At 59.8% G+C, this 26,106-nt stretch carries 27 protein-coding genes; 14 read left to right on the top strand and 13 right to left on the bottom strand.

Annotation, left to right across the window (positions count from 1 at the left end; genetic code table 11):
- Position 1 precedes the first annotated feature (1 nt).
- The gene (locus R1W00_RS08390) at positions 2 to 1,486 is read left to right on the top strand and encodes a carboxypeptidase M32 (protein ID WP_317262275.1); all 1,485 of its coding nucleotides are present in this window, start codon (positions 2 to 4) and stop codon (positions 1,484 to 1,486) included.
- 102 nt (positions 1,487 to 1,588) lie between these two features.
- Entirely contained in the window at positions 1,589 to 2,413 is an 825-nt protein-coding gene (locus tag R1W00_RS08385; RefSeq protein ID WP_317262274.1) for a sulfotransferase family 2 domain-containing protein, read from the top strand.
- A gap of 15 nt (positions 2,414 to 2,428) precedes the next feature.
- On the opposite strand, the gene R1W00_RS08380 is transcribed toward R1W00_RS08385, so the two are convergent.
- On the bottom strand, positions 2,429 to 3,223 hold the full coding sequence (locus R1W00_RS08380) for an enoyl-CoA hydratase (RefSeq protein WP_317262273.1): 795 nt from the start codon (positions 3,221 to 3,223) through the stop codon (positions 2,429 to 2,431).
- A 72-nt stretch (positions 3,224 to 3,295) separates the two neighbouring features.
- On the opposite strand from R1W00_RS08380, the gene R1W00_RS08375 reads away from it, so the two are divergent.
- Complete coding sequence (locus R1W00_RS08375) at positions 3,296 to 3,730, top strand: PaaI family thioesterase (protein WP_317262272.1); 435 nt, start codon at positions 3,296 to 3,298, stop codon at positions 3,728 to 3,730.
- Positions 3,731 to 3,806: 76 nt separating this feature from the next.
- Here the strand turns inward: R1W00_RS08375 and R1W00_RS08370 are convergent, their stop codons facing one another.
- Positions 3,807 to 4,031: a DUF1127 domain-containing protein gene (locus tag R1W00_RS08370; protein WP_317262271.1), complete on the bottom strand. Its 225-nt coding sequence runs from the start codon at positions 4,029 to 4,031 to the stop codon at positions 3,807 to 3,809.
- A 97-nt stretch (positions 4,032 to 4,128) separates the two neighbouring features.
- On the opposite strand from R1W00_RS08370, the gene R1W00_RS08365 reads away from it, so the two are divergent.
- The 8 genes from R1W00_RS08365 (at position 4,129) to R1W00_RS08330 (ending at position 10,911) form a co-directional block, all read left to right on the top strand.
- A complete protein-coding gene (locus tag R1W00_RS08365) occupies positions 4,129 to 5,544 on the top strand; it encodes a PLP-dependent aminotransferase family protein (RefSeq protein ID WP_317262270.1) in 1,416 nt (471 codons plus the stop codon).
- 156 nt (positions 5,545 to 5,700) lie between these two features.
- Positions 5,701 to 6,165, top strand: coding sequence for a 50S ribosomal protein L13 (gene rplM / locus R1W00_RS08360; protein ID WP_317262269.1), 465 nt, complete (start codon positions 5,701 to 5,703; stop codon positions 6,163 to 6,165).
- Positions 6,165 to 6,653, top strand: a complete 489-nt coding sequence (rpsI, locus tag R1W00_RS08355; RefSeq protein WP_317262268.1) for a 30S ribosomal protein S9 — start codon at positions 6,165 to 6,167, stop codon at positions 6,651 to 6,653. The genes rplM and rpsI overlap by 1 nt, the downstream gene beginning before the upstream one ends.
- 108 nt (positions 6,654 to 6,761) lie before the next feature.
- On the top strand, positions 6,762 to 7,373 hold the full coding sequence (locus R1W00_RS08350; RefSeq protein ID WP_317262267.1) for an FMN-binding negative transcriptional regulator: 612 nt from the start codon (positions 6,762 to 6,764) through the stop codon (positions 7,371 to 7,373).
- 67 nt (positions 7,374 to 7,440) lie between these two features.
- Positions 7,441 to 7,938 (top strand): RDD family protein, encoded by a 498-nt coding sequence (locus tag R1W00_RS08345; protein ID WP_317262266.1) that lies wholly within the window; start codon positions 7,441 to 7,443, stop codon positions 7,936 to 7,938.
- Positions 7,939 to 8,132: 194 nt separating this feature from the next.
- Complete coding sequence (locus tag R1W00_RS08340; protein ID WP_317262265.1) at positions 8,133 to 9,020, top strand: ABC transporter permease; 888 nt, start codon at positions 8,133 to 8,135, stop codon at positions 9,018 to 9,020.
- Positions 9,017 to 9,823 carry an ABC transporter permease gene (locus R1W00_RS08335; protein ID WP_317262264.1) on the top strand — a complete coding sequence of 269 codons (807 nt, stop codon included), beginning with the start codon at positions 9,017 to 9,019 and terminating at the stop codon, positions 9,821 to 9,823. The genes R1W00_RS08340 and R1W00_RS08335 overlap by 4 nt, the downstream gene beginning before the upstream one ends.
- Positions 9,820 to 10,911 carry an ABC transporter ATP-binding protein gene (locus tag R1W00_RS08330; protein ID WP_317262263.1) on the top strand — a complete coding sequence of 364 codons (1,092 nt, stop codon included), beginning with the start codon at positions 9,820 to 9,822 and terminating at the stop codon, positions 10,909 to 10,911. Before R1W00_RS08335 ends, R1W00_RS08330 begins: the two co-directional genes overlap by 4 nt.
- On the opposite strand, the gene R1W00_RS08325 is transcribed toward R1W00_RS08330, so the two are convergent.
- From R1W00_RS08325 to guaA, 8 genes are all read right to left on the bottom strand, one after another.
- Positions 10,908 to 11,525 (bottom strand): TetR/AcrR family transcriptional regulator, encoded by a 618-nt coding sequence (locus R1W00_RS08325; protein WP_317262262.1) that lies wholly within the window; start codon positions 11,523 to 11,525, stop codon positions 10,908 to 10,910. The genes R1W00_RS08330 and R1W00_RS08325 overlap by 4 nt on opposite strands.
- A complete protein-coding gene (gene ppk2, locus R1W00_RS08320) occupies positions 11,518 to 12,384 on the bottom strand; it encodes a polyphosphate kinase 2 (RefSeq protein WP_317262261.1) in 867 nt (288 codons plus the stop codon). The genes R1W00_RS08325 and ppk2 overlap by 8 nt, the downstream gene beginning before the upstream one ends.
- A 23-nt stretch (positions 12,385 to 12,407) precedes the next feature.
- Positions 12,408 to 13,319 carry an alpha/beta hydrolase gene (locus tag R1W00_RS08315; protein ID WP_317262260.1) on the bottom strand — a complete coding sequence of 304 codons (912 nt, stop codon included), beginning with the start codon at positions 13,317 to 13,319 and terminating at the stop codon, positions 12,408 to 12,410.
- Complete coding sequence (gene metA, locus R1W00_RS08310) at positions 13,285 to 14,217, bottom strand: homoserine O-acetyltransferase/O-succinyltransferase family protein (RefSeq protein WP_317262259.1); 933 nt, start codon at positions 14,215 to 14,217, stop codon at positions 13,285 to 13,287. Before metA ends, R1W00_RS08315 begins: the two co-directional genes overlap by 35 nt.
- Before the next feature lie 39 nt (positions 14,218 to 14,256).
- Complete coding sequence (locus R1W00_RS08305; RefSeq protein WP_317262258.1) at positions 14,257 to 15,123, bottom strand: ATPase; 867 nt, start codon at positions 15,121 to 15,123, stop codon at positions 14,257 to 14,259.
- Positions 15,124 to 15,249: 126 nt separating this feature from the next.
- Positions 15,250 to 16,347: an OmpP1/FadL family transporter gene (locus R1W00_RS08300; RefSeq protein WP_317262257.1), complete on the bottom strand. Its 1,098-nt coding sequence runs from the start codon at positions 16,345 to 16,347 to the stop codon at positions 15,250 to 15,252.
- A 97-nt stretch (positions 16,348 to 16,444) separates the two neighbouring features.
- The gene (locus R1W00_RS08295) at positions 16,445 to 17,329 is read right to left on the bottom strand and encodes a DMT family transporter (protein ID WP_317262256.1); all 885 of its coding nucleotides are present in this window, start codon (positions 17,327 to 17,329) and stop codon (positions 16,445 to 16,447) included.
- 583 nt (positions 17,330 to 17,912) lie between these two features.
- Positions 17,913 to 19,475: a glutamine-hydrolyzing GMP synthase gene (guaA, locus tag R1W00_RS08290; protein ID WP_317262255.1), complete on the bottom strand. Its 1,563-nt coding sequence runs from the start codon at positions 19,473 to 19,475 to the stop codon at positions 17,913 to 17,915.
- Positions 19,476 to 19,665: 190 nt separating this feature from the next.
- Between guaA and R1W00_RS08285 the strand changes: the two genes are divergently transcribed.
- Positions 19,666 to 21,222: a trimethylamine methyltransferase family protein gene (locus R1W00_RS08285; protein WP_317262254.1), complete on the top strand. Its 1,557-nt coding sequence runs from the start codon at positions 19,666 to 19,668 to the stop codon at positions 21,220 to 21,222.
- A gap of 6 nt (positions 21,223 to 21,228) precedes the next feature.
- Here the strand turns inward: R1W00_RS08285 and R1W00_RS08280 are convergent, their stop codons facing one another.
- Entirely contained in the window at positions 21,229 to 21,522 is a 294-nt protein-coding gene (locus R1W00_RS08280; protein ID WP_317262253.1) for a DUF6477 family protein, read from the bottom strand.
- A 484-nt stretch (positions 21,523 to 22,006) separates the two neighbouring features.
- On the opposite strand from R1W00_RS08280, the gene R1W00_RS08275 reads away from it, so the two are divergent.
- Positions 22,007 to 22,882, top strand: coding sequence for a DUF6456 domain-containing protein (locus R1W00_RS08275; protein WP_410901533.1), 876 nt, complete (start codon positions 22,007 to 22,009; stop codon positions 22,880 to 22,882).
- 2 nt (positions 22,883 to 22,884) lie between these two features.
- Here R1W00_RS08275 and R1W00_RS08270 read toward each other — a convergent pair whose 3' ends face one another.
- Positions 22,885 to 23,592 (bottom strand): VIT1/CCC1 transporter family protein, encoded by a 708-nt coding sequence (locus R1W00_RS08270; protein ID WP_317262251.1) that lies wholly within the window; start codon positions 23,590 to 23,592, stop codon positions 22,885 to 22,887.
- A 120-nt stretch (positions 23,593 to 23,712) separates the two neighbouring features.
- Positions 23,713 to 24,261, bottom strand: coding sequence for a peroxiredoxin (locus R1W00_RS08265; protein WP_317262250.1), 549 nt, complete (start codon positions 24,259 to 24,261; stop codon positions 23,713 to 23,715).
- Positions 24,262 to 24,530: 269 nt separating this feature from the next.
- On the opposite strand from R1W00_RS08265, the gene lipA reads away from it, so the two are divergent.
- Positions 24,531 to 25,487, top strand: coding sequence for a lipoyl synthase (gene lipA / locus R1W00_RS08260; protein ID WP_317262249.1), 957 nt, complete (start codon positions 24,531 to 24,533; stop codon positions 25,485 to 25,487).
- Positions 25,488 to 26,106 lie beyond the last annotated feature (619 nt).

Below are 26,106 nucleotides of genomic sequence, written 5' to 3'. Positions count from 1 at the left end.
GATGACACAGGGCGCTCTGGCCGATCTGCTGGCCTATCAATCGGTGACCGAGGCCTTGGCGCAGGTGTCAGGCCGCCTTGGCTGGGATCAGGAAACGGTCATGCCACGCGGGGCCGCCCATCAGCGGGCCGAGGAGATGGCAGCGCTGGAGGGCGTATTGCACGCCCGCCGGACCGACCCGCAGATCGGTGAATGGTTGGCCGCGCTGGACGGTGCGGATCTGGACCCTGTGGCCGCGGCCAAGGTCCGCCATATCACCCGCTCCTATGCCCGTAATACCAAGGTACCCGGTGATCTGGCCGCCGAAATCGCCCGCGTCACCAGCCGTGCCCAAGGCATCTGGGCCGAGGCGCGCAGCAACGATGACGTCGCCCATTTCCTGCCGGTTCTGGGGCAGGTGATTGATCTGCGCCGCCAAGAGGGCGCGGCGTTGGCAGATGGCGGTGACACCTATGACGCCCTGCTGAACGATTATGAACAGGGCGCAACGGCCGCCGAGATCGGCGCGATGTTTGGCCGGATGCGCGAACGTCTGGTGCGTCTGCGCGAACGTATCCTTGGGGCGAACAAACCGGTTGCGGGTCTGAGCGGCACCTTTGACGAGGCGGGGCAGCTGCGCCTGTCCCATATGATGGCCGAGCATTTCGGATATGACTTCCGCCACGGTCGCATTGATAAGGCCGTCCATCCGTTCAGTTCGGGTTCGGGCGCCGATGTGCGCATCACCACCCGTGTGGACGAGGGCGATCCGTTCAACTGTCTCTATTCCACGATCCATGAGGTCGGCCACGGCTGTTATGAGCAAAACATCCATCCCGATTATGCCCTGACCCCTCTGGGCGGGGGCGTGTCGATGGGCGTCCATGAAAGCCAGAGCCGGATTTACGAAAACCAATTGGGCCGCAGTCGCGCCTTCACCGGTTGGATGTTTGATCAGATGGCGCGCGTGTTCGGTCATGGCGGTGCGGCGGATGCGGATGCGTTTTACGCCGCCGTGAACCGTGTCCATTCGGGCTATATCCGGACCGAGGCGGATGAGGTGCATTACAACCTGCACATCATGATGCGGTTCGATCTGGAACGTGCCTTGATGTCCGGCGATCTGGCCGTTGACGACCTTGAGGCCGCGTGGAACGACCGGTTCCATACCGATTTCGGGGCCAAGGTGGATCGCGCGTCCAATGGCGTGCTGCAGGACGTGCATTGGTCCGTGGGCCTGTTTGGCTATTTCCCGACCTATACGCTGGGCAATGTCTATGCGGGGTGTCTGCATCAGGCGTTGCGCGCGGCGCATCCTGATCTGGACGCGCAATTGGCCAAGGGCGACACCTCGGCGGCGACCGGATGGCTGCGCGAGAATGTGCAGGTGCATGGCGGCCTTTATGAGCCCGCCGAGATTATCAAACGCGCCTGCGGCTTTACCCCGGATGAGGGGCCTTTGTTGGATTATCTCGACCACAAGTTCGCCGCGCTTTACGATTTGTGAGGGCCGCACGCGTTCGGTGTGATTTTTGCACCCCTCGGTGGCATAAAAGAATTGCCCCGGTCACGCGGTGTTGATAGCACCGCGGCCAAACATAGGAACGCCATGGCCGAGATCAGACATAGCCGCGACAAGGGCCTGCCCCTGTGCATGATGCGCAATGAGGGGTTGGACCTAAAGACGCGCCTGTTGGCCCCGTTCTTTCCGCGCTATCGTTCGGTTCAGGCGACCCGCGCCCTGTCTGACGAGATGCGCGCGCCGATGCGCAATCTGGTCATGACCAAGGACAAGAGGTTCCTGTTTCTGCGCAACCAAAAGGCGGGCTGTACCTCGATCGCCCAGCTGATGTATGCCTATTCGACCGGCGATTTCTATGCGCGCACGATCCACCGCGCGCGCGATGGCATCTATCTGGCGCGCTATGATTGGGAGTTGATCAATCAGGTGATGCAGGCGCGTACGGCGACCCTGTTCACCTTTGTGCGGGATCCGGAAGCGCGGGTCTATTCGTCGTTTCGCAACTTTTTGGTGGATCGCTCGAACATCGCGCTGCGCAAACACTGGCAGCCGCTGTTGGCCAATGGCTATGACCCTGATGGCGATCATGTGCGCAATTTTGATGTGTTTCTGGACTATATCGAGCGTTGTCTCGATCTGGATCCCTATCTGACAGACACGCATTTCCGTCCGCAGGTGTTGAACATCGCCTATGGCGAGATCGACTATGATTTTATCGGGCGGTTGGAAAATATCGGCCACGATCTGCCGCGGGTGTTCGCGCTTGGCGGTCGGCCGGAATTCCCGCCGGCCGAGATCATGGATCATCGGTTCAACGCCTCGCAGGTGAAACCGGCCCCCCTGACGCCCGAGCAACGCAAGCGCGTGCGCCAGATTTTCGCCGCCGATTATGAGGCGTTTTCCTACGACTAATCCCGCGATAGGGCCCTATTTCGGGGCCCAATCCGGCGGGCGTTTGTCCAGAAATGCGTTGATCCCCTCATCCGTGTCACGGTGCAGCAGGTTTTCCACCATCACCTGACCCGTATGCGCATAGGCCTCGGCCACGGGCAGGTCGATCTGGTCGTAAAACGCGCGTTTGCCGATCTTGACCGCCGTGCCCAGTTTATCCGCGATAGTTTGCGCAAGGGTCAGGGTCGCGGTATCGAGGTCTTCGTGCGGGACGGCGCGGTTGATCAATCCCAGATCAGCCGCCTGATCAGCCGAGATAAACCCGCCCGTCGTCAGCATTTCAAACGCCGCCTTGCGCCCGATGACGCGGGTCAGGGCAACCATAGGGGTTGAGCAGAACAGGCCGATATTGACGCCGTTTACGCCAAACCGCGTGTCCTCGGCCGCGATGGCCAGATCACAGCTTGCCACCAACTGACAGCCCGCCGCCGTGGCGATGCCGTGGACCTGTGCGATCACCGGTTGGGGAATGGATTGCAGGCCCAGCATCACCGCGCTGCACCGGTCGAACAGGTCCTTGAAATAGGCCTTGCCGCCGTCCTCTGCCGCGCGGCCTGCCTGCATTTCCCGCAGGTCATGGCCTGCGCAAAACACCTTGCCCGCACCGCGCAGTATCACCACGCGCGTTGTCGTATCGGTCTTGAGCGCCTCGATCTGATCCGTCAGCGCCGCAAGTGTCGCGTCGCACAACGGGTTCAGGTTCTTGGGACGGTTCAGTGTCAGGGTCGCAATGCCTTCGGCATCGTGACGCAGGATCACGGCGTCATCCATGTTGTGTTTCCTCCCGATTTTGATTCACCATAGGGGCGGAAGACAGTCGGGGGAAGCACAAGGAGGGCTGTTATGGCAGTGGTGATGGATGAGGTTGCGCTAACAGCGTTCTTGCAGACGGCATTCGCGCAGGTGGCCGATGATTTCACGGTCGAGGAGGTCGGTGAGATGCGCGCGCGGGTGCGGTTGAACGTGGCCGAGCGACACCTTCGCCCCGGTGGCACCGTGTCGGGGCCGTCGATGTTTGCGCTGGCCGATGTGGGGATTTACGTGGCGATTTTGGCGATGGTTGGGCCCGAGGCCCTTGCCGTGACCACAAGCGCGCATATGGATTTCATGCGCAAACCGGCGGCAGGGGCCGATCTGATCGCAGAGGTGCGGTTGCTAAAGCTGGGTCGGGTCTTGGTGGTCGGCGAGGTGCTGATGCACTCCGAGGGGCAAGAGGCGCCTGTGGCGCGCGCCGCGATGACCTATTCCCGTCCGCCTAGCGGTGGCGGCGCGACGTGAGTATTTTTGCCAAGATGAAGGCGAAAAAAGTGGCCGGACACAAAGGCCCGGCCCAGGATGGGGACTGGTGCGGCGCTTAGGTGCGCCAGAAGGGTTTTTCGGTCTCTTGATCCGCTTGTTCGGAAGTCAGGCCGATGTCGCGCAGCAGATGGGGCGGCAGGTGGCGCAGCTGGCGACGGGTGCGTGCGCGTTTCGACCATGCTGCGATCACGGCTTGGGCGTCGGCGGCGTCCGCAGAGGGGCGCACCAGTTGGGAAATCAGGCCAGAGAGAGCGGGGAAGAAGCGTGCAGGCGAAAACATAGGGTTATCCTTGTTGATTTGTATTGATACAATCCGTTAGTTGTGTCATGGAAGTTAGGTACATTGCGCCGAACAATTTTACGAGGGAAATATTGTGATGGATACAATAAAGGAAATTGATCTATCCACGTCGGATGGGCCCAAGTATCTGTCATTGTTTGAGGAATTGCGCGCGCGGGTTAGTGATGGCCGCCTGAAGGCGGGTGAAAAAATGCCGCCAGTGCGCAACTTGGCGTGGGATTTGGGTGTGACACCCGGCACGGTTGCGCGCAGTTATCAGAAGCTGGTCGAGACGGGCGTGTTCGAGGCGCATGTGGGGCGGGGTACATTTGTCGCCGACAAGGCGCGGCCGATCACGGGGGTGATCGACACAATGCCCCAGCCGGAAATCCCCGTGGAACGGATCCGCGATGGTAGTGCGATTGATTTGCGCAGTCCGATCCTGCCCGATGTGGGGCAGAGCGAGTTGATCCGGTCCCTGATGCGGCGCGGGGCGGATGAGATGCCCCTGATCCAGATTATGGATTACCCGCAGGAGGTGGACCAGCAGGAGTTGAAGTCGCTGATCCTTGGGAATGTGGCATCGTTCGACCGCTCGGTCCTGAGCGAAAAGGACGTGACCCTGACCAACGGGGGGCAGCACGCGATCAACCTGATCTATCAGGCGGTTCTGCGCGGCGATCGACCTGTGGTCCTGACAGAAGAGCTTGCCTATCCCGGTATCCGTCATGCGGCGCGGCTGGCGCGGGCACAGTTGGTGTCGGTTGAGCAAGACGAACAGGGGCCGGTGCCCGCCTCGATCCAGGCGGCCTGTCGTGCGCATCATGTGCAGCTGTTTGTGACATCGGCCCATGCGCACAATCCGACGACCATCAACACAACGCCCGAACGCAGACGCGAGATTGCGGCCTTGGCGCGGGCGGAGAATTTCCAGATTTTGGATGATCAGTGCTATAGCCTGACCATCGGGGATCGTCCGTCCTATCGCGATCTTGCGCCCGAGCGGGTGTGGTATGTGTCCTCGCTGGCCAAGCGGGTGTCGCCTGCGCTGCGGTTCGGGTGGATCATTTCGCCCGAGGGGCAGTCCGAGGCCGCCCGCATCGTGGCGCGGCATTCGACCTTTGGTCTGGCGGGGCCGATTGTGTGGTTGACGACCGAGGTGATGAAACATCCGCAGATCGCGGAAATGCGCGCAGGCGTGGTCGAAGAGACCCGCCATCGGGTTGAGATCGCACGCGAATGCCTTGCGGGGTTTGATCTGCGCTCGGACCCGCTTGTGGCCTTTGCCTATCTGGTCTTGCCGGCGGGGTGGCGGGCGTCGTCCTTTGTCATGGCCTGTGAGAGGGCGGGGATTTTGGTGCGCTCGGCCGATGATTTCGTGGCCTTTGGGGGCAGGGCGCCCAATGCGGTGCGATTTGCCTTTAACGGGGGCATCAGTCGCACCCGATTCCGCGAGGCGATGAGCACAATTGCCGATCTGTTGCGCAATCCGCCTCATGAAATGGGTGCGTAGGTTGGGGTAAAATAATACCTATTTTTTAACCTGTTGTTTATGAACGGTTTTATGGCCATTCATGCGCTTGACTGTGTGTTTGGGCGCTGTATAACCCCGCAATCGAATTCTGGTGGGGCGACCCACCTCTGGATCAGACTACAGGGTATACCCACGATGAAAACCTTTACCGCTACTCCGGCGGACATCGACAAGAAATGGATCCTGATCGACGCCGAGGGCGTTGTTCTGGGTCGTCTTGCATCGATCGTCGCCATGCGCCTGCGCGGCAAGCACAAGCCGTCGTTCACGCCCAACATGGACATGGGCGACAACGTGATTGTCATCAACGCTGACAAAATTCAGCTGACTGGCAAGAAACGTGACGACAAAAACTACTACTGGCACACCGGCCACCCGGGCGGCATCAAGTCGCGCACGGCCCGCCAGATCCTGGAAGGTGAGCACCCCGAGCGCGTTGTCACCAAAGCTGTTCAGCGCATGCTGCCCGGTGGCAAGCTGTCGCGTCAGCAGATGACCAACCTGCGCGTTTACGCCGGCGCTGAGCATCCGCACGAAGCACAACAGCCCGAAGTGCTGGATGTGAAATCCAAGAACCCGAAAAACACCCGGAGCGCATGATGACTGAAGAAATCAAATCGCTCGAAGAGCTGAACGCTGCCGTCTCGGGCGAAGGCGTTGTTGCCGAAGTCGAAGCCCCCCGTGAACCCGTTCGTGACGAACTGGGCCGCTCCTACGCCACCGGCAAGCGTAAAGACGCTGTTGCGCGTGTCTGGATCAAGCCGGGTTCGGGCAAAGTAACCGTCAACGGCAAAGAGATGAACGTCTACTTTGCACGTCCGGTTCTGCAGATGATCCTGCGTCAGCCGTTCACCGTTGCCGGTGTCGAAGATCAGTTCGACGTCATGGCAACCGTCAAAGGCGGTGGTCTGTCGGGCCAAGCTGGTGCGGTCAAGCACGGCATCTCGAAGGCTCTGCAGCTGTACGATCCCTCGCTGCGCGCGCCGCTCAAGGCTGCTGGCTTCCTGACCCGCGACAGCCGCGTTGTTGAACGTAAAAAGTTCGGCCGTGCAAAAGCACGTCGTTCGTTCCAGTTCTCGAAGCGTTAATCGCCTCGACACTGTCGAAATTCAAACGGTCGCCTTCGGGCGGCCGTTTTTCTTTGTGTTCACTGGGGCGGGGCGCAATAGTGCGGGTGAATTTGCCCGAGGTACCCCATGTATACGCCGACCCATTTTGCCGAAACGGACGACGCCGAAATCCGCCGGATCGTGGCGGCCTTTCCTTTGGCCAGTTGCGTTGTGGCGGTCGATGGTGACTATGTGGTGAACCATCTCCCCGTGCTGTGGGGTGAGGACCGGTTGATCGGCCATGTGGCGTTGAACAACGATCTGCACCGGATTGCTGACGGGATGGACGCCGTGTTCCTTTTTCGCGCCGAGGACAGCTATATCTCGCCTAACTGGTACCCGACCAAGGCCGAGACGCACCGCCATGTGCCGACGTGGAACTATAGCGCGGTGAACCTGCACGGACGTCTGGTGTTTGATCCGTCGCGCAAGGCCAAGCTGGCCGTGGTGGGGCAGTTGACCAAGCATTTTGAGGGCGCGTTGAACGGCGATGAGGCATGGAAAATGCGCGATGCGCCGCGCGATTACATGGATGGGATGCTGGACAATATCGTCGCCTTTTCCGTGGATGTGGCGCGGGTTGAGGCGAAGTCGAAGCTCAGCCAGAACCGAGGGCCACGCGATTACGAGGCCGTGCGCGAGCAGATGCACGCGCAGGGCAAGCAGGACCTTGCCCGCCGGATGGTGGACCGCTCCTAACCCGAAAACATCAATGTGAAACAGGGTGATCGCCCGTCCCATTGTTGCCGCCCGCGCCGGATGTAGGGTGCGCGCGACGACAATGGATCAGATGGACAGGATGATCATGGAGCAGGGTGTAGAGGGTGCCGCGAAACCGGGCGGTTTCGGGCGGCGCTTGGTGGCGTTTCTCATCGATGGGGTGCTGGTGTTTATCATCAATGTCTTGGTGATGATTGTGGTTCTCCTTTTCATCCGCCGCAGTTTTCAGGAAAGCGGTGGTTTTGATGGCGCGGCCTTGCTGGTCATCATCACCAGCTATCTGTGCGGGATTTTGGTGGCGTGGCTCTATTTCGCGTTCGGGGATGCGTCGGCGCGTCAGGGCACGTTTGGCAAGCGGATGATGGGCCTCAAGGTCACGGGCGTGAATGGGGGCAAGATCGGGTTCGGTCGGGCCAGCCTGCGCTATGTCGGGCGGTTGTTGGGGGTGTTGACCATGTTGGTCGGGTTCCTGATCGCACTGGTCACGCCGCGCCGCCGTGCGTTGCATGATTATGTGGCTGGTACGGTCGTTGTGCGGGTGTAACACCCGCTGCGCGCCTAAAAATTGGGCGCGTCAATCGTGAGGCCGAAAGTCGTAATATTTCATATTCGCAACATGTTGCGAGGCGTTCTTCGACTAAATGATGCCTTGCCTATGTGGTGTTGTGCAACTGACCTCTTGAGCATGGCAGATTTTGTTTCCATGATCCGTAAAGGCAGATCGAACTGGGGCGCGGAATGAGTCTGGGATCAAGGTGGCGGCGCATGATGCGATCCGAGGGGGCCAATGGCCTTGCCTTGGTCAGCCCCGCCGCATTGTACGCGATCCTGTTGCTGGCCGTGCCCTTGTGCGTGATTTTCGCGTTCAGCTTTTGGACCCAAGACTACCTGACCATCGACCGGACGTGGACGCTCAAGAACTATACCGAGGCGTTTACCGAACCGCTCTATGGTGAGTTGCTGCGCCGCTCAATCCTGATTTCGGGCTCGGTCACATTGGTGACGGTCGTCTTGGCCTTTCCGATTGCCTATTTCGTGTCCTTCTACGTCGCGCCCGAGCGTAAATCGCTGTGGATTTTCCTGATTACCATTCCCTTCTGGACCTCCTATCTGATCCGCGTGTTCCTGTGGAAGGTGATTTTGGGCTATAACGGGGTGATTAACACATCGCTCCAAGGTGTTGGGATCATTGAGGAACCTCTGACCTTTATCCTGTACAACGCGAATGCGGTGGTGATCACATTGGCCCATGCGTTCGCGCCGTTTGCGATCCTGCCGATCTTTGTCGCGCTGGAAAAGATCGACCGGTCATTGATTGAGGCCAGCCTTGATCTGGGCGAGAACCGTGTGACGACGTTTCTGCGGGTGACGCTCCCGTTGGCGATGCCGGGGGTCGTGGCGGCGGTTCTGATCGTGTTCATCCCGACGATCGGGGATTACGTCACGCCGCGTTTGGTCGGTGGGCCCGATGGGTTGATGATCGCCAATATGATCCAGACCCAGTTCCTGAAACTCAACAACGCGCCGATGGGGGCGACCTTGGCCATCATCGCCATGGCCAGCGTCACTGTCATCGCCTTGGCCTTTGTCGGGTTGAACCGGCGGTTTTTGCGGGGGCCGAAATGAAGGGCATCTGGCTGCGCGTTTATGCGGTTCTGTATTTGGTGTTTCTCTATGCGCCGATCATTCTGCTGCCGCTGTTTGCGTTTAACGATTCAACGATCATCGCCTTTCCCCTGACGGGGTTCACGACCAACTGGTTCGTGGAACTGACCAAGATCGAGGCGATGCATGCGGCCGTGTTGAACAGCCTGTTCATCGCCATCACCACCGCCGTCTTTGCGACGCTCTTGGGTATTTGCGCGGCGCGGGCGAACAACCGCTATCGCTTTCCGGGGCAGCGCGGGATCATGGGCATGGTCATGCTACCCCTCGTCCTGCCCGAGATCATCGTGGCGGTGTCCCTATTGGTGGTGCTGTTGCAGCTTGGGTTCAGCCTTGGGTCTTGGTCGGTTATTCTCGGGCATGTTCTGATCTGTACGCCGTTCTCCATCGCGATCCTGAACTCGGCCTTTCAGAACCTTGATCGATCCCTCGAAGAGGCGGCGATCGACCTTGGCGAAACCCCGTTCAGCAGCTTTCGTTTGATCACCCTGCCGCTGGTCATGCCGGGGATCATTTCGTCGATGCTGATCTCGTTCACCATTTCGCTTGATGAATTCATCATCGCGTTTTTCCTGACGGGCAATGAACCGACCCTGCCGGTGTACCTGTGGGCGCAACTGCGCTTTCCGCAGAAACTGCCGGTGGTTCTGGCGCTTGGGACGTTGCTTGTGGCGCTGTCGATCATTCTTTTGACCTGCGCCGAATTCTTTCGCCGCCGCGGTGTTGCGCGGGCGGGCAAATCCGACACAGGGGGCTTTTTGTGACCCAACCGATTATCGACCTGCGCGATGTGCAGAAATTCTATGGTGATTATCACGCGCTGCGCGGGATTACGGCGACCATCGGGCAGGGGGAATTCTTTTCCCTGCTGGGGCCGTCCGGATGTGGCAAAACGACTTTGCTGCGCACCATCGCGGGGTTTGAGGACCTGTCGTCGGGCACGGTCCTGATCGGCGGACAAGACATGGCGCGGGTGCCCGCGAACCAGCGGCCCACGAATATGGTGTTTCAATCCTATGCGATCTTCCCGCACCTCAGCGTCGCGCAAAACGTCGGGTTCGGCCTGCGACGCGCGGGCCTGGACAAGGCGACGTTGGCCGCGCGCGTGGATGAGGCGCTAGAGATGGTCGGCCTGTCGGGCTATGGCAAACGCTCGGCCCATGCCCTGTCTGGTGGTCAGCGTCAGCGCGTCGCGCTTGCCCGCGCCCTGATCCTAAAGCCCAAGGTCCTGTTGCTGGACGAACCCCTGTCGGCGCTGGACAAAAAGCTGCGCGAACAGATGCAGGTCGAACTGATCCGGCTGCAGCGTCTGGTCGGGATCACCTTTATCCTTGTGACCCACGACCAAGAAGAGGCCTTGGTCATGTCCGACCGCATTGCGGTGATGTTTGACGGTCAGATTGCCCAGTTGGACGATCCCGAAACCCTGTATCGGCGTCCCAAAACCCACCGTGTTGCGGACTTCATCGGCATGATGAATTTCCTGCCCACGCGCATTTTGTCCGAGGACGGGGATCGCGCGACGCTGGACATCTCGGGGCTTGGCCGGACCGAATTTGACCTTGGCGCCTGTCCCACGGCCACGGCGGGGCCGGACGGAACGGCGGTGGGTCTGCGTCCCGAAACCCTGACCCTGTTGTTTGACGGGCAAACCGCCACAGGCCGACAGGTCATCGGCACGGTCGAAGAGGTCGTTTATTACGGCGATATGACATACTACGACATCCGGTTGCCCGATGGGGATCAGGTGGTGCGCGTGTCGATGCGCAACCTGTTTGGCCGTCCGGTTCTGGAGATCGGCGCGCCCGCACGTTTGTCGTGGGATCCGGGCGCGCTTGTGCTGTTTCGTTAGGCGTCCAGCGGCAGCAGGCCAAGACCGCGCAGGTAAATGCCGATCCCGCTTTCGAGCAGGTCCTCAGGCGAAAACTGGGTCCGCGCGCCCGGATTGCCGCGGGCGTAGAGTTCAACCACCCCGTGGCTCATCGCCCAGATATGGGCGGAAAACATTGCCGCCGGTGGGCGGCGGTCTGCGGGCAGGCGTTGCAACAGATCCTGCGCCGCGCGTTCCAAAATGCCACTGGCACGGGTGGCGACGCGCGCCAGTTCGGCGTTGGAATTCAGGGACAGCCCGCTTTCGAACATCGCCATATAGTGGCCCGGATGTTTGCGCGCAAAGGCCAGATAGGCGCGGCCCGTGGCGCTAAAACTGGCCGAGGCCGAGGGCTGACCGCTCTCATAGGCGTATTCCATCAGGTCGCCGAAAATCTCATACCCCTGGCGGGCGACCTCGATCAACAGATCCTCACGGCCCTGAAAGTGGCGGTAAACGGCGGCGGGGGTGACGCCCGCCTTTTTCGCCGCCTCGCTGAGGGTAAAGCCGGTCGGGCCTTTCTCCTCAATCAGGCCAAGGGCGGCATCGACCAAGGCTTGTTTCAGGTTGCCGTGGTGATAGCCGCGTTTAGGCATTCCAGATCTCCGGCCCGCCGCAAATCGCGGGGTCAGGCGCGGCGACGACCGCGTGGTCCTTGCCGGCGTAATCCACCTGCGCCAGAACCGCGCGGATCGCGGCCAGACGGGCGCGGCGTTTATCGTCCGAGCGCAGCACGGTCCACGGCGCAAAACCGTTGTGGGATTTGGTCAGGGTCTCATCAATCGCGGAGGTGTAGGCGTCCCAACGGTTCAGGCCCTCAACATCGATCCAACTCAGCTTCCATTGTTTGAGCGGATCGCTTTCCCGCGCCAAAAACCGGCGTAACTGTTCCGCGCGCCCGACGTTCAGCCACAGTTTGACCAGCGTGATGCCCTCATCCACAATCATTTGTTCGAATTCAGGGACTTGCGTAAAGAAATGCGTGCGTTGTTCCGGCGTGCAAAAGCCGAACACATGTTCCACCACGCCGCGATTGTACCAGCTGCGGTCGAACAGGGCGATTTCGCCGCCCGCAGGCAGATGCGCGATATAGCGTTGGAAATACCACTGGCTGGCCTCTTTGTCCGACGGTTTAGACAGGGCCACCACACGCGCGACGCGTGGATTAAGATTTTCGCGGAACCGCTTGATAGTTCCACCTTTTCCGGCGGCGTCACGACCCTCAAACACCACGGCGATCCGCGATCCGGCCTCTTTGACATGGGCCTGTAGCTTGACCAGTTCGATCTGCAGCGCGGCCAGTTGATCCTCATACTCCCCGCGCTTCATCCGGTCGTCATAAGGGTAATCGGTCAAGATCGGCCCCTTGGGGTCCTCGGCAATGGCGTCGCGCACGTCTTGGGGCGCGGCGTCAGTGTGGAATTTGGAAATGGCCCCATCGAACGGCAGCGACATCATATGCTCCTGTTTTTGGGCCATTATGACGCGGGATCGGCGGGGCGCAAACCCGCGCGTGTCGCGGCGCGCAAAATTGCGTCCACCGTAGCCTGTGGCGCGACGTGGTGGGGCATGTGGCCCACATCCGGCAACATGGTCAGGCACGCGTTCGGCGCAAGGCGTTCCAGCACCTCGGAATGGATATGTGCGGGCACAATCGTATCCGCATCCCCGTGCAAGATTTCAATCGGGATATCAATGGATTGATAGCGCGGCTTCATGTCGATGACGTGCGGTTTCAACCCGTTCACCTGACGCGCATTGGCGCGGATCGTATGGGGGCGCAGGGTCAGGTCCACGCCAACATGATCCGCGTACCCATCGGGCACATCATTTGGTTCAAAGATGGACGTTACCGCGTTGATCTTAATAGACTCTGGCAAAAACCGAGAGATCAGAGGGGGTAGGACCGCGCCGCCAATCCGGCTGGACGCAATGCTGTACCACGGACCCAGACCACCGGGCCACGGGGCAACCGCACCGGCCAGCGACACGACCGCGCCGACCCGTTCGGGGTGGTTCAACGCCCATGCCATCGCCACCGCGCCGCCATAGGAATGGCCAAGCACCACCGCGCGCTCAACACCCAGCATCTCGGCCGCCTGATCCAAGATCGCGGCCTGTTCAAACGGGGTTTCTCCGCGCGTGTGCAACGGGTCGCTGTGCCCCAGACCGGGGCGGTCAAAGGCGATGACGCGGAAATCACCGGTCAGCCGGTCGATCAGGTCAAAGGTGAAATCGCGCGTGTTGCCGCTTGCCCCGTGGATCAGGATCAGGTCGGGACCGTCACCTGCCACATGGGCATGCACCGCAAACCCGTCCACATGCAGGATCGGACCGGTCGGGGGATAGCGGGTCTCAGGCGTCTTCGGTTCCGATCTTGGCAAGGTCATATGGCGTGGTCTGATAAATTTCGTTGATCCAGTTGCCATATAGAAGGTGCGCGTGCGATCTCCAGCGGTTCATCGGCGGCTGGGACGGATCGTCGTCGGGATAATAGTTGTAGGGCACGTTGATCGGTGTGCCAGCGGCGACATCGCGATCGTATTCCTGTTTCAACGTGTCGCTGTCATATTCAAAGTGGTTGAAGATATAGAGCGCACGGTGGCAGGTGTCCTGAACCAGACAGGGGCCAAGCTCATCACTGGCCAACAGGGTGGTTAGGCCTTCGGTCGCGTCGACCTCATCCTGATGGATTTCGGTCCAGCGGCTGACGGGGATCAGGCATTGATCAGAGAACCCGCGCAAATAGGGCGAGGCGGGTGTGACCGCACGATGCGGGAAGCAGCCGAACAGTTTATGGTCGATCACGTGCTTTTTGATGCCGTGGAAATAGTTGATCATCGCCATCCCGCCCCAGCACACGCCAAAGGTGGAATGCACATGGGTCTGGGTCCAGTCAAAGATCTGGCACAGCTCGTCCCAATAGGTCACGTCGTTAAACGGCAGATGCTCAATCGGCGCGCCGGTGATGATCAGCCCGTCGAATTTCTCACCCGTGGCGCGCACCTCATCAAAGGGGCGATAGAACGCCTCCATATGGGCGGGGGCGGTGTTCTTGGTTTCGTGCTCGGACATCCGGATCAGCGAGAATTCGATCTGGATCGGGGTGGCCCCGATCAGGCGGGCGAATTGCGTCTCGGTCTGGATTTTCTTGGGCATCAGGTTCAGCAACCCGATCCGCAGGGGGCGGATGTCCTGACGGTCTGCCGTTTGTGCGCCCATCACCATCACGCCTTCGCGCGAGAGCACGTCAAAGGCAGGCAGGTCACTGGGCAGTTTAATCGGCATTGGTCTGGTCCGTTTCTATGTCAGACGGGTGAGATAGGGCTATTTTCCGTGGGCCTCAAGGGTCTGGGCCAGAAGGCTCTCGAAATCTTCAGGGGATTTGACCCGCGCGACATCGTCGGCCGAGATCTTGATGCCCCAGTTTTTCGCCATATCGGCATAGCGCGGCTGACGGTGGGCCAGAGCGCGTGCATAGGTCCAGCGCACAAAGGCGTCGGGGTTCACCTGTTCAGGCGTCGCGCCGGTCTGGGCCAGATAATCGTCCCACGCCGCATTCAGAAAGGCGGGTTGGTAATACATCGGTTTGGGCGCGCGATCAAACCGGCGGATCAACTCCTCGGTATGATCCTCGGTGCCCTCGATCCAGACCATCAACAGGTTCTTGGACAGGGTGCTGAGAACCGGATCGTTGGGATCGTTCGGGTCAACCACCTCACAGATCGAGCCGCCGCTATCACAAATGAAATTGTCATAGCCATAGAGGTCCTTGGCGCGGTTCACGAAATGAGGCGTGTCCATCAGGGCCGCGATTTCGGAGACGCGGTGCTGTTCCTGACGGGCGCGGTATTCGTCAATCGGCAGGCCGCCCTTATCGGGATTGCCCGGCTTGCCCAGATAGGTCGACAGCGGCGCAAGGTTTTCAAACGTGATGTTGGACGCGATCATAACGCTGTCAGACAACAGCAATTCCCGCAGGAGGGGGACGCGCATCGCCTCACGCTTAAAGTTATCGGCGATGTATTCGCCCATGTACCGCGTGCCGATCCGGTAATCGACGGAATAGTGGAACCAGCCGCCCGCATCGCGCAGCATGTTTGACAAATAGGTTTTGCCCAGACCCGACATCCCGAACAAAAGGACGCGCTTTTCACTGGCCTGTTGCCACGCGGCGGACGACGAATAAAACATGTGCTCTCCCCGATAATGGGACTGTCCTAGCCATCCGGTTCGGGCCGGTCAATTCCAAAGGTAAGACCAAAAAACACCCCGAACCACAGGGGCCGGAGTGTTCAGGATCAACGCAAGTGGCGCGGATCAGAAGGTATAGGCGACCTTAAACCCAACGGCGAGGCCCGAGTTGTCCTCGAACTGGCCCAGCGGCGTGCCGGTGGCCAGAGGGTTCTGCGTGGTCGCATCGCCGATCCAGATATAGCGCGCGCCGCCGGTGATCTCGATATTGCCGGTGGTGTAGGTCGCGCCGACGCTGAGGCTGGTGAAACCGTCCGTCGGGCCAAGGTTCGAGGTGAACCCGCCTTGGGATTCCTCATAGCCCAGCGAAATCGCGCCCGACCAGTTCTCGTTGAACCGGCGACCGATACCGATGTTATAGGTGAACACGTCCTCGTCATAGGACACCAGAGGCGAGCCTAGCAGGCCCACGAACTGGGCCGGGGCCACGTCGAATTCCGTCCAATCGACCCAGCGCACCGAGCCAAACAGCAACGTGTCCGCAGCAATACCTGTCTGGAACTCAAGGTTCACCGATTGCGGGACCTCGGTTTCAAAGGGGGTGGACGTGGTCGACCCGAACAGGGTCTCTGTCCCGACGAAATCGTGGTTGATGGCCGAGTTATAGGTCAGCGCAACCCGCGCCGCGATCTCGGGCTTTTCCCACGCGATGCCGGCGACATAGCCGAAATCGCTTTCCGTGGTGGTTTGCAGATCATAGTTTACCGGCCCAAGGCTGACCGTTACGTCACCCGAACCCGCTTGGTTGCGCAGGCCGCCATAGACACTGATGTTGTTGTCAAACCGGTACTTGATCAACGCCGTCACGGCCAGCGAGTCCAGCACCGCCGATGATCCGTCCAGCGGATAGGCCGGATCACCCGCATAGGTGATGTCCGCGCCCAGCGGCTGATCAATGATCAGTGCAACGTCGATGTTATCGGACAGTTTGGTTTTGTACCCCAAACTCGGCGATGTGAACGAATGTGCGACATCCCCCGTCGACGTGGTCGTGCCATCCTGAACACCCGAGACGCTCGGGCTGACAAAGCCGAACGAAAACTCGGCATAGGTGCCTTCTTCGAACAGAATCGCGGTTGACTGGCTGCTGCGTTCCACACCGCCAGCGTATACTGATTGCGCGCTAAGCAAGCCTAGCGCCACTCCTCCCAAAATGCGTTGCATTGTTTTTTCCCCGTATTGCAACTCTGCTCAAATGCTAGAGAAGTCATCATATTTGCGTCAATTCTTGACTTTGCGTCAACATGTTGTGAGGTCAAGATTACCTAGCGTTCAAACGGCTGTCACGTTTTGTTTCGGCCCGCAGGTTGAGAAAATTCCCAATAATGATCAGGCCCGCCCCCAAAAAGACGATGCCGTCCAGACCTTCGTTATAGAAAAGGGCGCCGACGATAGCTGCAACCGGCAGGCGAACGAAGTCCATCGGCATTACAATCACGGCAGGTGCACAGCGCAGCGCCTGTGTCAGACAAAAATGTGCGAACAATCCCGCGCAGCCGATCAACACCAGCCACGGCGCGGTGCGTAGATCGGGCAGGGCGATGTCACCATCCCATCCCGCCATCGTGATCCCGAATATGGCTTGCATCACGGTCAGCCAGAACAGGATCGACAGGATCGGTTCCGTCTGTGTCAGGCGCTTGGTACAGATCGCGGTGCCCGCGAAACAGATCGCCGCAATGGCAATTGCGATGATCCCAGGATCGAGGTGGCCAAAGTCGGGGCGCGCGACAATCAGGATGCCAGTGAACCCCAGAATGGCCGCCGCGGCGCGGGGCAGGGTGATGCGTTCGCCCAGAAACAGGGGCGCCATCAAGGTGACCCATAGGGGGGCCGAGAACTCGATCGAAAACACCTGCGCCAAAGGGATCATGGTGATCGCGAAAAACCACAGGTTCTGTCCGGCAAAGTGTAAAAGGTTGCGCAGGGCATGGAGGCCAAGGCGCGTCCGGCGGATGTTCGCGGTCTGGCGAGTGGCGAGGGCAACAGAGGTCACGATGAAGATGCCGACGAGGCTGCGGAACAGCATGATCTCGAATGTATCGAGATCACCGGACACGGCGCGGCCCGCAATGGCCATAGAGGTGAACGACGCAATCGCACCCGTCATCCAGACGGCTGCGGCCAAGGTCGGAGTAAGCGGCATTAGAAAGATCCCAGTCTGACGACCCGAGTGGTGGTACAGGTCGTCAGAGAAGGGCAGACTATTTACAAAACAGCAAGCCCAACCGCGACGAATATCGCGAAAATACCAATAACTGCCATAACGACGCACTCAGGCCGTTGTGACGGTGCTTTGGTCGTGTGGCAATAGCCGCAGTCTGTGCCCGACAGACGCATTTTATGCCCGCACTCCGTGCACCGGAACATGCGAATAGTCATTTTTTCCCCATACATACTTTCGATAATATGCCCGTCGAAAGTATGGGCATATTGCTGGTCGACTGTCGGATTGGCAACTCATATCGGAAGAAATGGGACGGATTTGTCGTCTTTACGTCCCAATTTGCGACCTTTCGGCGTCGCACCAAGTGGTGCATTTCGAGGTGATCGAAAATTCATCGAAATTGAGGGGGCAATGCAAGCGCAGCAGGCAAATTCACGATGAGGTGAGGCTGGCGAGTCGCGGCACTTTGATCAATGAACAAAGCCGCCCGAACCGGTTGGTCGGGCGGCCAATGATTTTCAGTGCCGGTTCTGGCGCGCGGCCACAATGGCGCGTGCGGGGATCATTCCCACTCAATCGTTCCCGGCGGTTTCGAGGTCACGTCGTAGGTCACGCGGTTGATGCCCTTGACCTCGTTGATGATCCGCGTGGCGGTTTCGCCGAGGAACTCGTGGCTGAACGGATAGTAATCCGCCGTCATCCCGTCGACCGAGGTTACGGCGCGCAGGGCACAGGCATAGTCATAGGTCCGGCCATCGCCCATCACACCCACGGTGCGCACCGGTAGGATCGCCACAAACGCCTGCCAGATCTCGTCATAGAGACCGTGCTTGCGGATCTGGTCGATATAGACCGCATCGGCCTGACGCAGGATGTCCAGCTTGTCGCGGGTGATCTCGCCGGGGCAACGGATCGCCAGACCCGGTCCGGGGAAGGGGTGGCGCCCGATGAACGAGGCAGGCAGGCCCAGTTCGTGACCCAGCGCGCGCACCTCGTCCTTGAACAACTCGCGCAGCGGCTCGACCAGTTTCAGGCCCATCTTCTCCGGCAGACCACCCACATTGTGGTGCGATTTGATCGTGACCGAGGGGCCGCCACTGAACGAGACGGATTCGATAACGTCGGGATACAGCGTCCCTTGGGCAAGGAATTCTGCGCCCTCAATCTGATCGGCGTATTTCTGGAACACGTCGATGAACAGCTTGCCGATGGTTTTGCGTTTCACCTCGGGGTCGCTGACACCTTCCAGCGCGCCAAGGAACAGGTCGCTCTCATCGGCGTGGATCAGGTTCAGATTATAGTTCTCGCGGAACATCTGAACCACCTGTTCGGCCTCGTTCAGACGCAGCAGACCGTGGTCAACAAACACACAGGTCAGTTGATCCCCGATTGCCTCATGCAGCAGGATACCGGTGACCGAGCTATCGACGCCGCCCGACAGGGCACAAATGACCTTTTTGTCGCCAACCTGTTCGCGGATTTTCGCGATCATTTCCTCACGATAGGCGCCCATCGTCCAGTCACCGGCGAAACCGGCCATCTTGACGAAGTTCTCATAGAGGGTCTTGCCGTTCGGGGTGTGGTGCACCTCGGGGTGGAATTGAACGGCAAAGAAGTTCCGGTCCAGATCCGCGGTGACGGCAAAGGGGGCGTTGGGCGAGGTGCCATAAACGGCAAAGCCCGGCGCGATGGCAGACACGTGGTCGCCGTGGCTCATCCAGACCTGTTCCTTGTCCTCAAGGAACCAGCCGTTCAGCAATTCGATCCGGTCATCGGCGGGCGTCACATAGGCGCGGCCGAATTCGGCGGTGCCGTGGCCGCGTTCCACCTTGCCGCCCAGCATATGCATCATGACCTGTTGGCCATAGCAGATACCAAGGATCGGCACGCCCAGATCAAACACGGATGCGGGCGGGCGCGGTGAATTCTCGTCCAGAACGCTGGCCGGACCGCCCGAAAAGATCACCGCTTTGGGGGCGAACTCTTGCAGGAACGTGTCGGTGACGTTCTGAAACGGATGGATTTCACAATAGACGTTCAGCTCACGCAGGCGGCGCGCGATCAGCTGCGTCACCTGGCTGCCAAAGTCGATAATCAGAAGTCGGTCATGGGATGGTGCTGTCATAGACCGGCTGATAGGGCCGGATCGGTAAAAGCGCAAGAGTGTTTGCCGCATCCGCGCGCGCGAAAGACGTGAATGTCGCGGATGGTGCGCATTGCGCCGGAATTTGGGCCTATCTCTTGCAGGGACGGGGCTAGAAAGAGATCAAGGGCGGACGTGCCCGCAACAGTCATGCGTGCAGGGAATAGAAAACATGGCCGAAACAGAGACAACAGGACGGGCGTCGCGTCGGGCACGTGGTGGCGGGGGCGCAGCGCGCCGTGCCGCACGGACCGCAGTGTCGGTTGAAACGGCACCGGTGATTGAGCGCAAGACGCCGCTCTACGAACTGCTGGACGAAGAAACCCTGTCGATCATCGAGGCGAACGCCGAAACCGTTCTCGAAGAGATCGGCGTGGCCTTTGTCGAAAACCCCGAGGCCCTCGTGCGTTGGCGCGAAGCGGGTGCGGATGTGCGCGGTGAACGCGTCCATATCCCCCGTGGTCTGGCGCGCAAGCTCTGTGAAACCGCGCCGTCCTCGTTCATTCAGCACGCCCGCAACCCAGAACGCTCGGTCGAAATCGGTGGCAAGAACCTTGTGCTGGCTCCCGTCTATGGCCCGCCGTTCGTGCGCGATCATGCCGGTGGCCGCCGTTACGCGACGATGGAAGATTTCCGCAAGTTCGTGAAACTGGGCTATATGTCCAAGTGGCTGCAGCACTCGGGCGGCACGGTGTGTGAGCCGACCGATATTCCGGTGAACAAGCGTCACCTTGATATGCTGCACGCCCACATGACCCTGTCGGACAAACCGTTCATGGGCAGTGTGACCGACCCGTCGCGCGCGCAGGATTCGGTTGAGATGTGCGAGATTCTGTTCGGCAAAGAGTTCGTGCAGAACAACACGGTGATGACCTCGCTGATCAACGTGAACTCGCCCCTGACCTTTGACGCGACCATGATGGGCGCGCTTGAGGTTTACGCCGCCAACAATCAGGCCTGCATCGTGTCGCCCTTTATCGTGGGCGGGGCCATGGCGCCCGTGTCCGTTGTCGGCACCCTGACCCAGGTTCTGGCCGAAGTCATGGCCGGCATCGCCTATTCGCAGTTGGTGCGCCCCGGTGCGCCGGTGATTTTCGGTGCCTTCGTGACCTCGATCGACATGAACAGCGGCGCGCCCACCTTTGGTACGCCCGAGGCAAGTCAGATCCTGTACGGTGCCGGTCAGTTGGCCCGCCGTATGGGCCTGCCGTTCCGGTCGGGTGGTGGTCTGTGTGGCTCGAAACTGCCCGATGCGCAGGCGGCCTATGAGACCGCGAACACGCTGAACGCGGCCTATATGGGCGGTGTGAACTTTATGCTGCACTCCTGCGGGTGGTTGGAGGGCGGTCTGGTTGCGAGTTTCGAGAAATTCGTGATGGACGCCGATCAACTGGGCACGCTGCACAAGATGGGCAAGGGCGTTGCGAACGACGAAAACGCCCAAGCGATGGACGCCCTGCGTGAGGTTGGTCCGGGTGGCCACTTCTTGGGCTGTGCGCATACACAGGCGAACTATCAGGACGCGTTCTGGCGCACGAACCTGCTTGACTACAAACCGTTCGAGACTTGGGACGAAGAGGGCGCGCGCGATACCCAAGTGCTTGCCGCGGCGCGTGTCGAGAAACTGCTCAACGATTATCAGGCGCCGCCGCTTGATCCGGCGATTGCCGAGGCGTTGGCCGCATACGTGGCCGCCAAAAAAGCGGCCACCGAGGATGCGTTCTATTAATAAACCCTAGACGGTCCGCGAGGGCCGCGGGATCAGGCTGCTCTCGGCCATGAGAGCAATCAGAACCTCGATATGACGGGCGATGGAGTAACTTCCATCGCCCGTTTTTCGTGTTTCCTCCAACCGTTTCTCCTGTTCCAGCAACGCGTCCAGCGCCGCCGACGGGCGCGGCAGGCGTTCGGCGCGCATTACCCGTTTAAGATCGCGTTCACGACGGTAATCCGCCAGTCCGAACCGCGCGGCCTTGATCAACAGGCCGGGGCGACGCATGGCGGACAGGGTGGAAATGGGATCGGTCATTTGGAAACTCCTGCGATTCAATGATCACAGCTTCTCACAACCTTTGCGCGTGTTGCCGAAACCTGTCGAATACCGTTCGGAGGTTTCAGAAAGGTTTATGTTTTTAAATCAATCATATCGAACAGCGGTTTGATTAACGAGTTGGTAAGATTCACAACCTTAGCGTGCAGTTGGCCAAGTTTTTAGGCTGGTGACGCTGAAGCAACCTTGGGGGGTTACAGTGACAGGGATTGCCATGACACCGATCAATCAGGGGGCCGGAGTTCCGGCGTGGGTACCTGTGCCGGTGCGCTGGTATTTGGATCACACCGGTGGAAACCGGTCGATCCGTGCAATCGCTCGGGATGAGAACCGCCATCCCTCGACCGTCCTAAGGCAAATTCGCCGGATCGAGCAACGTCGCGACGATCCGCTGACTGACGGGGCTTTGTGCGCCCTGGAACAGTCTGCTCCTGTTTCGCTGATTGATAAGGACCATATTGATATGACAGCGCCCATTCGTTCGAACATTTCCAAAGACATTCTGATTGATGAGGCCGAGCTGCGCCGTGAGGCGCGCCGCGTTCTGCGTCGCCTGTGTGAAAAAGGGGCGTATTTGGCCCTTGCCGGTGATCTGGAAAAGGCGGCCGTTCTGAAAGACGGCCCCGAAGGACAGGCCCAGCGGATCGCCGTGGTGTCCCGTGGCGTCGCACAGGCCTTTGCGGTCAAGGACTGGATCAAATGCCAGCGCTCGGGCCGGATCGCGACCTATGTGATTACGGATGCGGGACGCGCGGCGTTGAAACGTATTCTGGCCGAAGACACGCCCGCCAATGGCACCACCGGTTTCGCCGAGGCCCCCAGCAGTTTCGCCGAACAGCACCGCAGCTGGGGTGAGCGTTACGTCATGGACGACGAGGACGAGAGCCCGCGCGCCATGCGCTATAACCTTGGTGAAAGCCCGCTGACCCTGTTGGCGCGGCGCAAGGACAAGTCGGGCGAACCGTTCCTCAGCCCCGATCTGGTGGCGGCGGGTGAACGTTTGCGCGAGGATTTTGAGCTGTCGCAGATGGGGCCGCGTGTCACCCAGAACTGGGATCGGTTCCTGACCGGCGGTTCGCCCAGCCACGGGTCCTATGGCGGTCCGGGGGACGGGGCGCGCAATGCCAAGGACCGGATGGCCGCCGCGCTGCGCGATCTGGGTCCGGGTCTGGGGGATGTGGCGCTGCGGTGTTGTTGTTTCCTTGAGGGGCTGGAGACGGCGGAAAAGCGGATGGGCTGGTCTGCGCGCTCGGGCAAGATCGTGCTGCGCATCGCGTTGCAACGTCTGCGCCGTCACTATGACGAGAGCACGGACCAAAGCCGCGATATGATCGGATAACCCTAAAGCGCGACGAGGTGGCCGATGCCAAAGGCCACCGCGCCGCAGATGCTGCCGATCAGGACGGTCTCGGCGGTGGCGCGCAGAAAGGCCTCGCCGGTGGCGCGGCTGCGCACCAGACCCAACAGGACCAGCGCGCCAAGGCTAAACAACGCCGATAGGGTCGCCGTGTCATTGCCCGCAGGCCATGCCAGATAGGGCACGATCGGCACAAAGCCAAAGGTGATGAACGCCAGAAATGTGGCCAATCCGGTGTGGATCGGGTTGCCACGCACCGGATCGGGCGAGGCGGGGTCGAGCTGGGCCAGCAGATGCGCGGTGACCTCTCCCGATTGGCCCAAGGCCCGCGCCGCATCGCGCGCATGTGCATCGTCCAACCCGTGCGACATCAGGCTATCGGCCAGACGCGCCTCAACCTCGGCGGGATTGGCGTGGGTCAGGTCGGTCATGGTGCGGCGGTGCTTGCGATAGACCAGTTGGGCCGAACGTCCCGACAGGAACTCGCCCAATCCCATGGCGACCCCATCGGCAAACAGGTTCGCAAACCCGAACACCAGAACCGCAATCCCGCCGATCCCCGCAACATCGCCTGCCTGCGCCCCCGCAAACCCCGCGACAATGGCGAATGTCGTCACCACCCCGTCATTCGCGCCGTAAACGATCTGGCGCAGGTAATGGGCAAACAGGCTGGCGTGGCGGGTGCGGGACATGGCGGGCCTTTGGTCAATTCCCCCTAGGCATCGCATGTGCACAGGCCCGTGAACAGGACCCAAATCAAAAAGGGCGCCCCGCGTGGGACGCCCTGAAGTCACATAATCCGAAAACGGAGCTTAGGCAGCGGCGCCTTTGGCGTCGTCCACCAGCCAGTTCAGAACGGTCTCGGGCGAGGACACGCCATAGGGATCGTCGCCGTGGTTGTCCGACAGGCCGGGCTCTTCGAACCATGCCTCGACAACACCGTCTTTGACGATGGCGGCATAGCGCCACGAGCGCAGGCCAAAACCAAGGTTGTCCTTGCGCACCAGCATACCCATGCGGCGGGTGAATTCGCCCGAGCCATCGGGGATGACTTTGACGTTCTTCAGCTCTTGGGCTTCGGCCCATTTGTTCATGACAAAGCTGTCGTTGACCGACATGCAGTAGATGTCGTCGATGCCATACTCGGCGAAATCGGCAAAGCCGTTCTCAAAGCCGGGCAGCTGGTAGGTCGAGCAGGTCGGGGTGAACGCACCGGGCAGCGAGAACAGGACAACGCGCTTGCCAGCAAAGTAATCGGCGGTGGTTTTGTCTTCCCAACGGAACGGGTTCGGGCCTTCGATGCTGTCGTCGCGAACGCGGGTGTGGAAGGTCACATCGGGGAGGCGGTAACCGGTTTTCATCTGAATGTCCTCTTTCGGATTCGAATCTGGTTGCACTGCAGTAATCGTGCTGCACTGCCGCAAGGGCTTAGAAGGATTCCAATCTGGCCTCAACCGCTTTGCCTGTCACATCCCTCACATCTTTGCGGGGCAGGGAGAAATCGGCGCGATAATGGGCGTTTGGCGGGGGGTGAATGACCTGCGCGCAAGGCGGCCATGCGGGCGTGGAATGGACATTCAGTGACCAAAGGCTTAGATATCTGGCAGTTCACTTTTGATCGGAGACAGCGTTGAGCGACCGAGACCTAAAAATCCCCGACCAGCGGCATCCCGAAAAGGCGCATCGCCCCGACAATGCCCAGCCCAAGAAACCGTCGTGGATCCGCGTCAAGGCGCCGGGCGGTCAGGGCTATGCCGACACGCATAAGATCATGCGCGAACACAACCTGACCACCGTCTGCGAAGAGGCCGGGTGCCCCAACGTCGGCGAATGCTGGTCCCAAGGGCACGCGACCATGATGATCATGGGCGAGATTTGTACCCGCGGCTGTACCTTCTGCAACGTGGCGACGGGGCGTCCGGATGCGCTTGACGTGTTCGAACCGGGTCGTGTGGCGGATGCGGTGAAAAAGCTGGGCCTGAACCATGTGGTTATCACCAGTGTGGACCGCGACGATGTCGAGGACGGCGGGGCCGAGCATTTCGCCCAAACCATCCGCGCCGTGCGTCGCCAGTCGCCCGAGACCACGATTGAGATTCTGACGCCTGATTTCCTGAAATGTACGCCGGATGCGTTGGAGATCGTGGTGCGTGCAAAGCCGGATGTGTTCAACCACAACCTTGAGACCGTGCCGGGCCTGTATCCCGAGGTGCGCCCCGGTGCGCGCTATTTCCATTCGCTGCGTCTGTTGCAGCGGGTCAAGGAAATGGACCCCTCGATGTTCACCAAATCGGGCATCATGGTGGGTCTGGGCGAGGACCGTCAGGCCGTGCTGCAGGTCATGGATGACATGCGCGCCGCCGATATCGATTTCCTGACCATCGGGCAGTATTTGCAACCGACGCCGAAGCACCATGCGGTGGACCGGTTCGTGACGCCCGATGAATTCGCAAGCTATGAAAAGGCCGCGTTTGGCAAGGGGTTCCTGATGGTGTCGGCCACGCCGCTGACCCGGTCCTCCTATCACGCGGGCGATGACTTCGCCCGTCTGCGCGCGGCACGTCAGGCCAAGCTTGGTCTGGCCTAAGGGGCTGCTGACCGAATTGAAAAGGCCCGCCAATGGCGGGCCTTTGTTGTTTTAAGTTTACTATGGAAATTGTGACGGGCACATTCAGCTACTATCAACGCTGTATAAAGTGCATAGGTGGCGAGTGTCCAAACGATGTCTTGGTTGTCAAAGTAAGATAAAGACTAGTGCAAGAATTTGTAGCCATTGTGGAGCCAACCAGAGCAAGCTTTCAATCTGGCTTAATGCTTCATCTGGTTTCGTCACGCTGCTCGTTTCTGTGCTTTCTCTTATTGTGTCCGTTTTTGCCATTTATTTCAGCATTCGAGAAGAGGAACCGCTTCCGAAGCTGTTCGTGCAGTTTGACCGTTTCAACCCTGACGACTTCGCACTTACGGTATCGAATCTAGGTCAACTTCCCACGGTTATCGAAGACATAAACTTGAAGATGACTTTTGAGTTGCGTGACCGCCAGTACTCTGGGGATGTATGGTTTGAAATTGATCCTACCCTCATCGCGACTGCCGAGAGTAGGCTCTTGAAACTACCGTATGATAGTTTCCTACCGAAACACTCAAATTTCGTGTCTTCTGGTTCTTCAGATGATTTGACTGAAGATTTTAGAGAGTTGAGAATTGCG

The organism is Rhodovulum sp. FJ3, from assembly GCF_032918305.1.
Taxonomy (GTDB): Bacteria; Pseudomonadota; Alphaproteobacteria; order Rhodobacterales; family Rhodobacteraceae; genus SAT37.
The sequence above is the reverse complement of the archived record's forward strand: the minus strand, read 5'-3'. Positions and strand labels throughout refer to the sequence as shown.

Excerpts from the sequence above, each read along its gene's own strand:
- R1W00_RS08390 (WP_317262275.1), top strand. The coding sequence starts at position 2 with ATGACACAGGGCGCTCTGGCCGATCTGCTGGCCTATCAATCGGTGACC.
- R1W00_RS08385 (WP_317262274.1), top strand. The coding sequence starts at position 1,589 with ATGGCCGAGATCAGACATAGCCGCGACAAGGGCCTGCCCCTGTGCATG.
- R1W00_RS08380 (WP_317262273.1), bottom strand. The coding sequence starts at position 3,223 with ATGGATGACGCCGTGATCCTGCGTCACGATGCCGAAGGCATTGCGACC.
- R1W00_RS08375 (WP_317262272.1), top strand. The coding sequence starts at position 3,296 with ATGGCAGTGGTGATGGATGAGGTTGCGCTAACAGCGTTCTTGCAGACG.
- R1W00_RS08370 (WP_317262271.1), bottom strand. The coding sequence starts at position 4,031 with ATGTTTTCGCCTGCACGCTTCTTCCCCGCTCTCTCTGGCCTGATTTCC.
- R1W00_RS08365 (WP_317262270.1), top strand. The coding sequence starts at position 4,129 with ATGGATACAATAAAGGAAATTGATCTATCCACGTCGGATGGGCCCAAG.
- rplM (WP_317262269.1), top strand. The coding sequence starts at position 5,701 with ATGAAAACCTTTACCGCTACTCCGGCGGACATCGACAAGAAATGGATC.
- rpsI (WP_317262268.1), top strand. The coding sequence starts at position 6,165 with ATGACTGAAGAAATCAAATCGCTCGAAGAGCTGAACGCTGCCGTCTCG.
- R1W00_RS08350 (WP_317262267.1), top strand. The coding sequence starts at position 6,762 with ATGTATACGCCGACCCATTTTGCCGAAACGGACGACGCCGAAATCCGC.
- R1W00_RS08340 (WP_317262265.1), top strand. The coding sequence starts at position 8,133 with ATGAGTCTGGGATCAAGGTGGCGGCGCATGATGCGATCCGAGGGGGCC.
- R1W00_RS08335 (WP_317262264.1), top strand. The coding sequence starts at position 9,017 with ATGAAGGGCATCTGGCTGCGCGTTTATGCGGTTCTGTATTTGGTGTTT.
- R1W00_RS08325 (WP_317262262.1), bottom strand. The coding sequence starts at position 11,525 with ATGCCTAAACGCGGCTATCACCACGGCAACCTGAAACAAGCCTTGGTC.
- ppk2 (WP_317262261.1), bottom strand. The coding sequence starts at position 12,384 with ATGTCGCTGCCGTTCGATGGGGCCATTTCCAAATTCCACACTGACGCC.
- R1W00_RS08315 (WP_317262260.1), bottom strand. The coding sequence starts at position 13,319 with ATGACCTTGCCAAGATCGGAACCGAAGACGCCTGAGACCCGCTATCCC.
- metA (WP_317262259.1), bottom strand. The coding sequence starts at position 14,217 with ATGCCGATTAAACTGCCCAGTGACCTGCCTGCCTTTGACGTGCTCTCG.
- R1W00_RS08305 (WP_317262258.1), bottom strand. The coding sequence starts at position 15,123 with ATGTTTTATTCGTCGTCCGCCGCGTGGCAACAGGCCAGTGAAAAGCGC.
- R1W00_RS08300 (WP_317262257.1), bottom strand. The coding sequence starts at position 16,347 with ATGCAACGCATTTTGGGAGGAGTGGCGCTAGGCTTGCTTAGCGCGCAA.
- R1W00_RS08295 (WP_317262256.1), bottom strand. The coding sequence starts at position 17,329 with ATGCCGCTTACTCCGACCTTGGCCGCAGCCGTCTGGATGACGGGTGCG.
- guaA (WP_317262255.1), bottom strand. The coding sequence starts at position 19,475 with ATGACAGCACCATCCCATGACCGACTTCTGATTATCGACTTTGGCAGC.
- R1W00_RS08285 (WP_317262254.1), top strand. The coding sequence starts at position 19,666 with ATGGCCGAAACAGAGACAACAGGACGGGCGTCGCGTCGGGCACGTGGT.
- R1W00_RS08280 (WP_317262253.1), bottom strand. The coding sequence starts at position 21,522 with ATGACCGATCCCATTTCCACCCTGTCCGCCATGCGTCGCCCCGGCCTG.
- R1W00_RS08275 (WP_410901533.1), top strand. The coding sequence starts at position 22,007 with ATGACAGCGCCCATTCGTTCGAACATTTCCAAAGACATTCTGATTGAT.
- R1W00_RS08270 (WP_317262251.1), bottom strand. The coding sequence starts at position 23,592 with ATGTCCCGCACCCGCCACGCCAGCCTGTTTGCCCATTACCTGCGCCAG.
- R1W00_RS08265 (WP_317262250.1), bottom strand. The coding sequence starts at position 24,261 with ATGAAAACCGGTTACCGCCTCCCCGATGTGACCTTCCACACCCGCGTT.